The organism is Leucobacter aridicollis, from assembly GCF_013409595.1.
GTDB classification, from domain to species: Bacteria; Actinomycetota; Actinomycetes; order Actinomycetales; family Microbacteriaceae; genus Leucobacter; species Leucobacter aridicollis.
Genome location: NZ_JACCBD010000001.1, coordinates 2,524,090 through 2,536,511 on the forward strand (window position 1 = coordinate 2,524,090; position 12,422 = coordinate 2,536,511).

Annotated in this window: 11 protein-coding genes and 1 tRNA gene; 8 read left to right on the forward strand and 4 right to left on the reverse strand. The window is 66.0% G+C overall.

All coding sequences use genetic code 11. The annotated features are described in order from the left end of the window. The first annotated feature begins 22 nt into the window (after positions 1 to 22). Positions 23 to 769, forward strand: coding sequence for a DUF981 domain-containing protein (locus BJ960_RS11745; RefSeq protein WP_237463458.1), 747 nt, complete (start codon positions 23 to 25; stop codon positions 767 to 769). A gap of 33 nt (positions 770 to 802) precedes the next feature. Here BJ960_RS11745 and BJ960_RS11750 read toward each other — a convergent pair whose 3' ends face one another. After that, a complete protein-coding gene (locus BJ960_RS11750; RefSeq protein ID WP_185987408.1) occupies positions 803 to 1,549 on the reverse strand; it encodes an LmeA family phospholipid-binding protein in 747 nt (248 codons plus the stop codon). A gap of 3 nt (positions 1,550 to 1,552) precedes the next feature. After that, positions 1,553 to 3,232, reverse strand: coding sequence for an arginine--tRNA ligase (gene argS / locus BJ960_RS11755; protein ID WP_185987409.1), 1,680 nt, complete (start codon positions 3,230 to 3,232; stop codon positions 1,553 to 1,555). A 92-nt stretch (positions 3,233 to 3,324) separates the two neighbouring features. On the opposite strand from argS, the gene BJ960_RS11760 reads away from it, so the two are divergent. After that, positions 3,325 to 3,397, forward strand: a tRNA-Arg gene (locus BJ960_RS11760). Positions 3,398 to 3,614: 217 nt separating this feature from the next. Here BJ960_RS11760 and BJ960_RS17205 read toward each other — a convergent pair. Continuing rightward, positions 3,615 to 5,729 (reverse strand): acyltransferase family protein, encoded by a 2,115-nt coding sequence (locus tag BJ960_RS17205; RefSeq protein ID WP_185987410.1) that lies wholly within the window; start codon positions 5,727 to 5,729, stop codon positions 3,615 to 3,617. A gap of 503 nt (positions 5,730 to 6,232) precedes the next feature. Here BJ960_RS17205 and BJ960_RS11770 point away from each other — a divergent pair. From BJ960_RS11770 to BJ960_RS11795, 6 genes are all read left to right on the forward strand, one after another. After that, entirely contained in the window at positions 6,233 to 6,460 is a 228-nt protein-coding gene (locus BJ960_RS11770) for a hypothetical protein (RefSeq protein ID WP_185987411.1), read from the forward strand. A 101-nt stretch (positions 6,461 to 6,561) separates the two neighbouring features. Then, entirely contained in the window at positions 6,562 to 8,547 is a 1,986-nt protein-coding gene (locus BJ960_RS11775; protein WP_307814591.1) for an AMP-dependent synthetase/ligase, read from the forward strand. Positions 8,548 to 8,620: 73 nt separating this feature from the next. Beyond that, positions 8,621 to 9,544 carry a DUF1295 domain-containing protein gene (locus BJ960_RS11780; RefSeq protein ID WP_185987412.1) on the forward strand — a complete coding sequence of 308 codons (924 nt, stop codon included), beginning with the start codon at positions 8,621 to 8,623 and terminating at the stop codon, positions 9,542 to 9,544. Between the two features lie 59 nt (positions 9,545 to 9,603). After that, entirely contained in the window at positions 9,604 to 10,080 is a 477-nt protein-coding gene (locus BJ960_RS11785) for a hypothetical protein (RefSeq protein WP_185987413.1), read from the forward strand. A gap of 22 nt (positions 10,081 to 10,102) precedes the next feature. Further along, on the forward strand, positions 10,103 to 10,246 hold the full coding sequence (locus tag BJ960_RS11790) for a hypothetical protein (RefSeq protein ID WP_185987414.1): 144 nt from the start codon (positions 10,103 to 10,105) through the stop codon (positions 10,244 to 10,246). Continuing rightward, a complete protein-coding gene (locus BJ960_RS11795) occupies positions 10,243 to 11,022 on the forward strand; it encodes a thioesterase family protein (RefSeq protein WP_185987415.1) in 780 nt (259 codons plus the stop codon). The genes BJ960_RS11790 and BJ960_RS11795 overlap by 4 nt, the downstream gene beginning before the upstream one ends. Before the next feature lie 98 nt (positions 11,023 to 11,120). Here BJ960_RS11795 and BJ960_RS11800 read toward each other — a convergent pair whose 3' ends face one another. Next, positions 11,121 to 12,407 carry an MFS transporter gene (locus BJ960_RS11800; RefSeq protein ID WP_185987416.1) on the reverse strand — a complete coding sequence of 429 codons (1,287 nt, stop codon included), beginning with the start codon at positions 12,405 to 12,407 and terminating at the stop codon, positions 11,121 to 11,123. Positions 12,408 to 12,422 lie beyond the last annotated feature (15 nt).

Here is a 12,422-nt window from a genome sequence, read left to right on the forward strand (position 1 = left end):
GGGGCACTGAAAGGAACTGATCATGGGAAGCTTCATCGAAGATTTCTTCAAGGGCCGCGACACCGGTCTCGTCATCGACTGGACGCAGATGCCGACCTACAACACCATCATGGCCGTCGCCGCGGGCGCCGGCCTCATCTTCATGTACATGCTCGGACGCGCGCTCGTACGCGACCGGGACTTCAAGGCTGAAGGATGGGCACTCACCGCTGGCGTGCTCGGCCTGATCCTCACCACGACCGGCCTGCACATGACGCTCGAATGGCCGTTCGCCATGTACTTCCCGTTCGACAACATCGTCTTCGGCGAACCGAGCCTCGCGTTCGGCGTGCTGCTGCTCGCCGCGTCGCTGTACCTGTGGAAGCGCGGCGACCAGATTATCGGCGCGGACGACCGGGCCGCGGAGGCCGCCGCCGTCGCCCGCCCGACGGGCATCTTCGTGCTGGGCATGGGTCTCGCCCTCTTTGGTATCGCGCTCGCTGGCCTCGTATTCCAGCTGTTCGCGGCGCCGGCGGAGGAGCCCATCTCGGGCATCGTCGCCGACTACCCGATGATCGAGGCCATCTTCATGTCGCTGCTGTTCGCGTTCGTCGGACTCGGCGCGGCGCTGTTCCCGGTCGCGCTCCGCGGCTTCTCCTCGACGCGGCCGCTGTCCGGCGTCGCGAAGCTCGTCGGCGTGACCTGGCTCGTCACCGGCATCATCTTCCTGCTCTTCGGTGCGATGAACTTCTTCACCCACATCGGGCTCATCGTGAACACCATGCAGTAACTCGCCCGGACGGCACCTGCGGCTGGAATCAAACTAGCCGCAGGTGCCAAGCTCCTGCTGCTGCGGGTTCGACAGAAAATCGGGCGCGAGCGCGAACTCGACCCGTGCACCGTTCTTCGTGATCCTGATGTCGCTGAGGGTTGCTCCCGCGGGGAGCCACTCGCGGACACAGAGTTGACGCGCCGACAGCAGGGGGTCGAGGAGCCCGCCGGTCGCTGAGGCGAGCTGGTCAACGGAGAGGTCGAAGCCGACAGCCGACAGGCCGCGCGGTTCAACAAGCACCTCACCATCGACGGCGGTGAGGCCCAGCGTCGCCTCGATCGGCACGGTGAACCCGAGGGCCTCGAGCTGCCGCCCGACGACGAGTTCGCCGCTGCTTGTCTTCCCGGAGTCGACGACCCCATTCGTGAGCAGCGAGATCATCGGCCCCAGGTCCGCGGTGGGCACATAGATCGCCGCCGTCGCGCCAGTCATGTCACCCTTCGACGGATCGAACGGGGAGCGGTCTGCAGAGAAGATGAGCGTCGCGCGCACCCCGTCGGCGACGGGCGCATCAGGAATCTCGACAGTGATGTCCCCCACGCCGCCGCCGATCGCGTGCAGCAGCGCCGACCCGCCCATGTCGACCTCGACGGGATGGCTACTCGGAATCCCGAGCTGCTCCTGCGCAATCGTCTTCACCACGCCGGGGATCGCGAGCCGCAGCCCCCACTCCCCGAGCCCTGCAAGCACGCCCACCGTCACGACGAGGGCGATGACAATCTTGAGCGCGCGGCGCATGCGTTAGAGCCGTTCTGGCGCCGACACACCCAGCAGGTCGAGGCCGTTGCGCAGCACCTGGCCAGCCGCGTCGTTGAGCCACAGGCGCGTGCGGTGTACGTCCTCGACGGGCTCTTCACCGAGCGGGATGACGCGGCAGTTGTCGTACCAGCGGTGATAGACGGCCGCGAGCTCCTCGAGGAAGCGGGCGATCCTGTGCGGTTCGCGCAGCTCCGCCGCGCCAGCGACGATGCCCGGGTACTGCTGCAGCTTGCCGAGCAGGTCGGTCTCGGTGTCGTGCGTGAGCAGCTCGGGGGCAAACACCTCGCGGGTGATGCCGGCCGCGGCCGCGTTGCGGTCTACCGCGCAGGTTCGCGCGTGCGCGTACTGCACGTAGAACACTGGGTTGTCGTTCGTGCGGCTGCGAATCTTCTCGCCGTCGAGCGAGAGCGGCGAATCAGCCGGGTAGCGTGCGAGCCAGTACCGCAGCGTGTCGGACCCGAGCCACTCGAGCAGGTCGTCAAGCTCGATGATGTTTCCCGCGCGCTTCGAGAGCCGCGCACCGTTGAGGTTCACGAGCTGACCGATGAGCACCGTGATGCTCTTCTCGACGTCGTCACCAGCCGCACCCGCGATCGCGGTGAGGCGGCCGATGTAGCCGTGGTGATCAGCGCCAAGCAGGTAGATCTTCTCGGTGAAGCCACGGTCCATCTTGTCGAGGTAGTAGGCCGCGTCCGCCGCGAAGTAGGTGTAGATCCCGTTGCCGCGCGTGAACACGCGATCCTTATCGTCACCGAATGCGGTCGTGCGCACCCAGATCGCGCCGTCCTCTTCGAACACGTGCCCCTGCTCGCGCAGTCGGTCCACCGCGAGCTCGATCGGGCTCGGCTCGCCGTTCGCGCCCTTCGCGTGCAGCGTGCGCTCCGAGAAGAACACGTCGAAGTGCACGTTGAAGCGCTCGAGCGAATCCTTGATCTCGGCGAGCTGCAACTGGTAGGCGAGCTCCTGCACCTGCTCGAGCGCCGCGTCGCGGTCACTCGCAGCGAGCTCGGCGACGTTCGGCAGCTGCTCGCGGACCTTGGCGCCGAGCACCTGAATGTACTCACCCGGGTATGCGTCCTCGGGAGCCTCCTCGCCGAGCACTGCCGCGAGCACGGAGCGCCCGAACTTGTTCATCTGCGACCCGGCGTCGTTGATGTAGTACTCGTTGGTCACCTCTGCGCCCGCGGCACGAAGCACGCGCGCGGTCGAGTCACCGAGGGCCGCCCAGCGGGTGTGCCCCATGTGCAGCGGGCCCGTCGGGTTCGCACTCACGAACTCGAGGTTGATGCGCTGGCCGGCGAGCGAATCGTTCCGGCCGTAATCCGCGCCCTGTTCGACGACGCGCCGCGCGGTCTCCCCCGCGCTCGCCGCGTCAAGCGTGATGTTCATGAAGCCAGGGCCCGCGATCTCAACCTTCGCGACGCCGTCGATCTTCTCGATCTCGGCGGCGAGCTCCTGCGCGAGCTCGCGCGGGTTGGTGCCGATGCGCTTCGCGAACTTCATGGCGACGTTCGACGCCCATTCGCCATGCTCTCGGCTCTTGGGTCGCTCCAGCTGCGTGTCCTGTTCGGACACGACAATCTCGGCGGCGTCCCCGCCGCGGGCGGCGAAGTTGGCTGCGAGAATCTGGGCAAGGGCCTGTGCAAGTTCTAGAGGCGTCACGAGGGTCAAGTCTACCGTCAGCTCGGCGCGCCACCGACCGGTTGCAAAAACGCCGCCAGAGGTGCGCTAGGCTTGGGGAGTTACATCTGCTCGCCTCCGTAGCTCAGGGGATAGAGCGCCGGTTTCCGGTACCGTAGGTCGGGGGTTCGAATCCCTCCGGGGGCACTTGTGACACGGCTTCAGCGCTCAGCGCTGGGGCCGTTTCTGCTTTACGCGAGCATCTCGCGGGCCACGCGTAACTCGACGTCGAGGAGATCATCGGCTCCATATCGAACACCTCCGCAGCGCTGGAGGCGGGTGCTTGCAGAGACTGCGCCGCCAGGGTTCTCTCGAGGATCCATTCCTCCGGATACTCCACGTAGAGACCCACGCCTCTCCAAAGCTATTCGCCAACTACGTCGAGTACACCCTTGGCAATCAACGACTCTTCGATCACGGGTTGCAACCGAGCAGCAAAGCTGCCTGTGACGTGAATGTTGTCATGCTTGGTGAGCAGCGAACCCGCCAACGGGGGGCACTTGCCCCGCACGCAGAACCAGCTTTCAGACGAAATCAATCGGGCACCCGCACGGCTCGAAACCTGGCGTTCGACATCCCCAAAGAACTCGTGCGGCGTGCTCACACATGCGGACGGACCGGTGAGACCCGAGTAGCACTCACGGATATCGATATCGTACGGCGGTGGAGTAATCACTACGGTCTGGGTCGCTGAGCTCAGTTCCGCTAGCTTCTTCTCAGCACCGGGGTCTACGCCGACGAGGACGAGGAGATCAGCGCTATATTCGTTCGCAATGTCGACCACCGTGCTGGACCGGTCCGCGCACTCGCTCGCAACTGCGACATCTGCGTCAGACCCGCCAGGATCCACGAATGGGCATCCGGTCTTCGACGCAACAACGAATCGCCATTCCGGACGCTTCTCAAAGATCGCCCTGAGCGGCGCTGCCATCCCCACGGAGTGGGAATTTCCGGCGAGCACGACGGTGCGACTGCCTTGCTGATTGCCCCAGGTGCACTTCTCAACTGAATAGGGTTCGTGCGCGACACACTCAGCAATCTCAGGTTCCGTGAACGTCGCCTCTGCGTTTGCGAGGACCTCGTCCACCGAGGGTTCAACGCTCTCCCAGCTGTCGGCTTTGAGCGCTTCAGAGAGCTCCTCGCGAAGAATGCTCGCAGCTGACTCGGCCACCTGTTCATCACTCGATTCACTCGCGGTGTCGGTGGCGGTTGTGGGTTCGGAAGCTTGCTGAGCCACCGGAATACTCCTCGCGGCGAGGTGACTGGAACTTGCCTGATAGAGGACGACATTGAGACACAGCAATAGCCCTATCGCGAGAGCAGCCGACGCTCTCTTCTCACCAAAGCGGCCGGATTTTCGAAGGCGGTTGACTGTCTTCCCCAGGTCAAGCCGACGCAACGGTTCCTCGACGAAATGAAATGACAGTACAGCGAACCCGAGCGAGGCGATCGCCACCAGCACGGTGCGAAGGACGTTCGCACCCGGGAAGACCTGCGCAAACACGATGAGCGGGAAGTGCCAGAGGTAGAGCGAATACGAGATCTTGCCAAGATATTGCGCCACCGGATTGGTGAGCACACGAGCGCTCGGCGTTCCGGCGTTAGAACCCGCAACAATCACGGCGGCTGTAGACAGCGTGGGGAGCAAAGCCCCGGGCGCCGGGAAGGAGCTATCGGGTGCCAAAACGAGAAAGCTCGCGACGAGTCCAGCGAGTCCGGAGTACAGGAGGACTGCTCGAGCCACCCGATGAAGGACGATGCCGGCGCCCCAAGCGAGCGCAACGAGCGCTCCGATCCCGAGTTCCCACGCACGCGAATACGTCGAGAAGTACGCCCACGTTGGTGAGACACGTGTTTCGATCAGAGAAGCCGCAAAGGAGACCATGACGACCACTCCCACGATCGCGACGATCCAACGCTTTTGGGCTTTCGCCGACCCCGGGGCGAGCCTTGCCGAACAGATGAATCCAGCAATCAGCAGCCACGGCCACACAAGATAGAACTGTTCTTCGACGGATAGCGACCAGAAGTGCTGCAGTGGAGACACCGGAAGACCGGCAGCAAAATAGTCCGTGCCTGCTATCGCGAAAGACCAATTGGCAGTAAACACTCCCGCCCACAGGGCATCCCAAGCCGTGGCAATGAACCTTCCACGCCCGAATATCCACCAAGCGCCGAGCAGAGTTATGAGTAATACGGTGGCGGCAGCCGGCACAATACGCCGGACTCTGGCTACGTAGAAGCGCCGAAACGAAATTCTGCCGGTGGCGTGAAGTTGCCGATACAACATGCCCGTAATCAAATATCCGGAGATGACAAAGAACACATCGACCCCGGCAAATCCACCCCGGGGCCAACCGGTCAGATGCTCAAGAAAAACCGCGACTACCGCGACTGCGCGAAGGCCCTGGATATCGAACCGAAATCGGGATGCCGTCGCCACCTGGGGTTGACCCGTGGCCGACTTGAAACTGTTCACACCATCATGCTACTCATATTCTGAAATTTCACAATGCGGGCGCGCTCCTGTGTATGTATCGTCGACATTCCTTTCACCGCGACACCACACAGCCATCACCCACCTGGAGCCCCCTCTGCCCAAAGCGGCAGGACTCACCCAAGCGCATACCGAGCGAAATCTTGGCATAACACAGCCTGGGAGTTGATATACCTCGCGGGTCGGCACACCCCAGCCAGCGCCAGCAACGCCACCCCACGTGCAACAACAAACGCCGCCACTCTGTGTCAGTCGGCGCGATCAGGAGACTCGTAAGCAGACAATCCGATTCGCGAGCCGCCGCAAACAGGCACTCACGCACTCGCGTTCAGCCTTCGCGCCTCCATCGCTTCTGGGAGAGGATCGAAACGGGGAATCGCGTTGCGTCAGATGAGCTCGTCAAGCTGGACAAGAGCCTCGTTCGGTTGCCATTCGGTGACCTGGGGGCCGCACGTGCGACTCCGCAACCCAGAAAGGCAATGCACATGGACACGCAAACGACTCGGTCGCTCCTGCTCAGCCCCGGAGCATTTCTTGCCCTATTCTCCCTTGCGCTGTTCATCTGGCGCCTGTTCCTCCCCGAGCCGACGTTCCTCGCCCTGTTCGCGCCGATCCTGACTATGGCGCTCGGGTTCGCGCTGATCCGACAGAAGTACGTGGCGATGAAGAGGCAGCAGCACCCGAAGGACCAGGACCCTCCCACTGGGGCCTAAGGCAGTTCAAACGACCTCGAGGCCGCGCCACAGCACGTGACGAAACGACACCCACAACAATTATCTCGCCTGTCTAGTAATATTCCTGTATTGTCTATTCCGTGACCGCCAGCGAGAACCCCAGCCACCCAGCCGCCGCGCCAACCGTGGCGGCGACCCCGCCCGACGGCATGCTGCACGCCGCCACCCCGCAGACCGTGGACATCGAGCAGACCCGCAACGTCACCGAGCTCCTCATGCAGCGCGTTCGCACGGCACCGGCGCACATCGCGTTCGAGACCAGGCCGGCCGGCCAGCCCCTCACCGCACCGTGGGAGCAGATCTCGACCGAGCGCTTTGCCCGCCAGGTCTCCGAGATCGCGAAGGGGCTCATTGCCTCGGGCGTGCGCGCAGGCGACACGATCATGATCATGGCGCAGACGCAGTACCTCTGGGCCGTCGTTGACCACGCCGCGCTATTCGCCGGTGCAGTCGTCGTTCCCGTCTACGACACGGCGTCAGCCGCGCAGCTGCGCTCGATCATCAGTGACTCCCGCCCAGTGCACGCGTTCGTCGGCACCGTCACCGGCGGCGAGCGCCTCCTCGAGGCTGCGGCGGCCGCTTCGAACGGGTCAGCCCCACACGCTCCGCAGGTCTCAGTGCTGTCGACCGAGTCACCGCAGCCGCAGCCGCAGCCGCCGTCGCAGCGCGCAGCTACCGGCGCGGCGGACAGCGCCGGGATCGGCTCGCTCGCAACGCTCATTGCGGGCGGCGTCCACGTCACCGACGCCGAACTTGAGGCCCGTCGCCTGGGCGCGTCACTCGACGACGTTGCGACGATCGTCTACACCTCCGGCACGACCGGCGACCCGAAGGGCGCCCAGATCACACACCGCAACCTGGTGGGCCAGGTGTTGAACACGGCCGCCGCATACTCGGAGGTTGTGCGCGAATCCGGCAACACGGTGCTCTTCCTCCCCCTCACCCACGTGTTGGGCCGTGCACTGCAGCTGATCTGCATCGCCAACGGCATGCGCGTCGCGCACCTCTCGGACCCCAAGGAGGTGGTGCAGTCGCTCGCGATCCTGCGGCCGACCTTCCTCGTCGTGGTCCCTCGCGTGCTCGAGAAGATCGAGGGCGCAGCCGCAGCGTCGGCGACCGAGAAGCGTGTGCTCCCGCTGTGGCGGGCGGCCCACCGCACCGCGCTCGCGTGGGGCGAGTTCCTCGAGACGTCCGATCGGGATCCGTCAGCGCACGCGCCCGCCGGTCTACGGCTTCGTCGCGCGCTCTTCGACCGCGTGTTCTACCGCAGGCTCCGTTCCGTCATGGGAGGGCGGCTCGACTATCTCCTCTCGGGCGCCGCCACCCTTCGCCCCTCGCTCGCGACGTTCTTCCGAGGGATCGGCGTCCCGGTCATCGAGGGATACGGGCTGACGGAGACCACCGCGCCGCTCACGGGCGGACGACCAGGATCGCTGCGCGCGGGGAGCGTCGGCACCCCGCTCCCGGGCAACGCCGTGCGGATCGCGGACAACGGCGAAGTCCTCGCGAAGGGCGTCGGCGTCTTTGCCGGATACCGGAACGAGGCGCACAACGCCGACGCGTTCATCGACGGGTACTTCCGCACCGGAGACCTCGGCTCGCTCGCGCCCGACGGGTCGCTCACGTTGAGCGGCAGACTCAAGCACGTGATTGTCACGTCGACCGGCAGAACGGTGTCGCCCGAACAGTGGGAGCAGACCGTCGAACAGCACCCGCTCGTCGCGCACGCCGCGCTCGTTGGCACGGATCGGCCCTACCTCACGGCGCTGGTGGTCATCGACACCGAGGCGGCAACCGCGTGGTTCACTGATCGCGGCGATGCGCCGGCCAGCGCGCTCAGCGCGTCCGGTCTTGTGGTGTGCTCGGACGGTCGGCTCCTGGAGGAGATCACCACGGCAATCGACCGCGCGAACGCCGCCGTATCGCCGGCGGAGCGCGTGCAGTCCTGGCGCGGGCTCGTGATCGGCGGCGACCGCCTCGACGAGTTCGTGACCCCCACGATGAAGCTCAAACGCCAGGCACTCCTCACGGAGTCAGAGCCGATCATCTCCGAGTTGTACCGCTAGTCCAGCCCGACGCGCACCGTCGCCCCAACGCTCCGCCCACTCTTCCCGATCCGACTCCCTTGAAGGATTCACCATGTCTCAGGCGAACACTCGCTCACTCATACTCACTGTCGCGGCCATCGTGCTCGGCGGTCTGCTCGCCCTCGCCGGGAGCAGCAACAGCTGGACCATCGGAGGCGGTGCCGACGGCGGCGGCTTCCCCGGGTTCGCGCTCGCTGTCATCGTCACTTTCGCAGTGCAGTGGATCGCATACATCCCGGCGGCCATCGCGCAGACCGACAGGTACTTCGACCTGACGGGCAGCCTCACCTACATCTCGGTGACGGTGCTGCTGCTCGCCTGCTCGCCCGGGCTGGATCCGCGCAGCGTGATCCTGACCGCCGTCGTCGTCATCTGGGCGGCCCGCCTCGGCTCCTTCCTCTTCGCCAGGAACCGGCGATCCGGCACCGACGACCGGTTCGATGAGATCAAGACCTCGAAGCTGCGGTTCCTCTCGGTCTGGACGGTGCAGGGCCTCTGGGTGAGCCTGACGGCGGCGGCCGCCTGGGTCGCGATCGCTTCGGCCGGGAGCGCTCCCCTCGGATGGACCACCTGGATCGGTCTCGCCGTGTGGGCCTTCGGATTCACGTTCGAGGTTATCGCCGACAACCAAAAGCGCCTGTTCAAGGCCGACCCTGCCAACGACGGCCAGTTCATTCACACGGGACTGTGGTCGGTTTCTCGCCACCCCAACTACTTCGGCGAGATCGTGCTCTGGATCGGCGTGCTCATCATCGCCGCCCCGGCGCTGCAGGGGTGGCAATGGATCGCGCTGCTCTCGCCCGTGTTCGTCATCGTCCTGTTGACGCGCGTGAGCGGAATCCCGCTGCTCGAGGCAAAGGCGAAGCGCAAGTGGGGCGACGATCCGGAGTACCAGGCCTACCGGGCCCGCACTCCGCAGTTGCTCCCCCGGATTGGCACCGGGCGCTCGACTAAGGCACCAGACGCGAGGCCGTAAGGCGCCCACGGAACAGCTCCAGCGACGCTCCCCCGATCCTGCGTGACTAGGCTGAATTCGTGCACGATCCCAGACGCATTTCCTCGCTGAAGTTCGTCGTCGTCACGCGCTCGCTCGCGGCCGCACTGCTCGCGGCCGGGAGCGCGCTTGCGTTCGGGCAGCTCGTCGGCGAGACCGCGCACGTCGACCGCGCGCTCTATGCGCTCGGCGGCGGGATCATTGCCGCCCTCGCGCTCTGGTTCTTTGGGGTCGGCTACACGCCGGTCGTGCTCGACGCAGGCGACGCGCTGCTCGTCGGGCGCTCGCGCATCCGCGTGCCGCTGCGCCGGATCACGGCGGTGTCCCACAACGTCCCGACCATGCGCGGCGGCCGGGCGTACACCGAGATCACGACGCCGGCCTACCCAGGCGGCACCTTCGGCTACATTCCCCGGGACCTCGTCACGGGGTTCACCTCGGTACCCGAACCGCCGTCGACGACCGACCTGCGCGAGCGCGTCGAGCGGGCGCGGGCCAGTCGCCCGTCACCCCCGTAAGTGGGGAGCTTGGGCCCGCGCGGTGACGATAGAGTCGAAGCCGACCCTCATTGATCACCGGCTCACCATGCGCAGCGACGCGCTCACCATCGACCACGGCGAGCGCGCACCGGACCTCACGCCCGCTACGCATCCCGCCCCGTCGAAAGGCCATTCCTCGACATGACCGTCTCCCCAACCGCGTACTTTCGGCAACTCTCAGGCACCCGCTTCGAAGCGACCGAGGCCACGGCCGGGGCTTGGAACCCCGCCGAGCAGCACATCGCCCCGGTAATTGGCCTCCTCGCGCATCTCATCGAGCAGGATCACGCGCAGCGCGGCGGCGCACTGCGCCTGGGCTCGCTGTCGTGCGACATCCTCGGAGTGCTGCCGCTCGGCGAGTTCGACGTTGAAGTGTCAGTGATCCGGCCTGGGCGCACCATCGAACTCGTCGAGGCCGTGCTCACGAGCAACGGGCGCACTGGTGTCCGGGCGCGCGCATGGCTGCTACAAACGTCCGACACGACCGCGCTCGCGGGCACCTCCTTCCCCGATATGCCCCAGCTCGACTCGACCCCGGAGTACCCGTTCGGCACGACGTGGAACGGTGAGTGCGTGAACACCATCGAGGCCCGCCGCGACTTCCTCGGCACGGGCCGCGCCCGCAGCTGGATCCGCACGGACACCGCGCTCATCGAGGGCACCGAGGTCAGCGAGCAGGCGCGTCTGATTGGCATGCTCGATTTCGCGAACGGTCTCGTCCCACGGGTCGACCCGCTCGAGATCGGCTTCCCGAACATCGACCTCAACGTCTCGTTCTTCCGCGCGCCTTCCGGCGACTGGCTCGGGCTCGACTCAACGGTGTCGTTCGGGCCTGACGCTGTCGGCCTGACGGAGTCCGTCGTGCACGACGCGAGCGGCCCGGTCGGCACGCTCTCGCAGACCCTCACGATCCGCGCGTAGGGTGAACCTCTGAGGACTTAGATCAAAGGGCTCACCGTCGTGGCGCCGCTGAACGCGTCGAACTCGCCACAGGCCGCTCAGCCTGAGGGCGGCGTCGCCTAGACCGGGCGGACGCAGGCGCACTGCGCGGCGATGAGGGTTCCCTCGGCCGCCTGCGCCTCGCGCGTGTGTTCAGCGTCGAGACGCACGACCTCCGGTTCCCGCCGCCAGAGCGCGAACCCGCCAACGGCCCCGACGACGGCGAGCGCCGCGAGCATCCACCAGGCGACCACAAACCCAAGGCTCGTCGCGACCCATCCCGCGATGGGGTAGGCCACGAGCCACGCGAGGTGTGACAGCGAGAACTGCGCCGCGAAGACCTCGGGAATGGCGTTCGGTTCGACCGAGGACCGCAGGACTCTGCCCGTCGGGGTGATGATCATTGCCATGCCTCCGCCGATCACTGCCCACACGCTCGCCGTGAGCGGCCAGCTGGTGACGCCCGAGGTCGCCATCCACACGGCGACGGCTACCGCAGCGACGAGCACGAGGCCACCAGTCAGCATCACGCTGCGGTCGGCGAGTGCGCCGAGCACGCGCGGGAGCACCAGCGCGACGACAAGCGTCCCGCCACCCGACGCGGCGAGCATCCACGCGACGTCTGCCTGGCTGCCGCCAAGCTCGTCGCGCACATAGTTCACCGTGTTCACGACAACAATCGAACCGGCGGACGCCACCGCCAGGTTGAGCGCCATGAGCCCGCGGAGCCGCGGGGTCCTGAGGAAGGTCCTTGTGCCCGAGGCGATGCGCGCCCACGCGCCGGCGTGCGCGCTGGGCCGGGCGTTCGGTATCCGCGTCGACAGCACGAGAATCGCTGACAGCGCGAATCCGATAGACGTGCCGATAAACAGCCAGTTGAACGAAATGAGGCTGAGCGCAACGGCCGCGAGCAGCGGGCTCAGCAGACTCTCCATCGTGGTCGCGACCTGGGAGGCCGAGAGCGCCTTCGTGTAGTCGTCCTCGTCAGGCACGATGTCTGGAATCACGGCCTGGAAGGTCGGCGTGAACGCTGCCGACGCGGATTGGAGCACCGCGATGAGCGCATAGATCTGCCAGATCTCGGTGACGAACGGCAGCGCGATCACGACGAGCGCGCGAACCACATCGAGCACGGTCAGGAACAGGCGCCGTGGCAGTCGGTCGACGTAGGCGGCCGCGATCGGCGCGATGACGACATACATGACCATCTTGATGGTGAGGGCGGTACCGAGCACGGCGCCCGCCTGCGGGCCGGCGAGCTCGTACGCGAGCAACCCGAGCGCGACGGTCGCGAGCCCCGTGCCGAAGAGGGCGACGATCTGGGCTGAAAACAGGCGCCGAAAGTCGCGATTGGCCAGGAGACCCATGGGTGCTCACCTTCC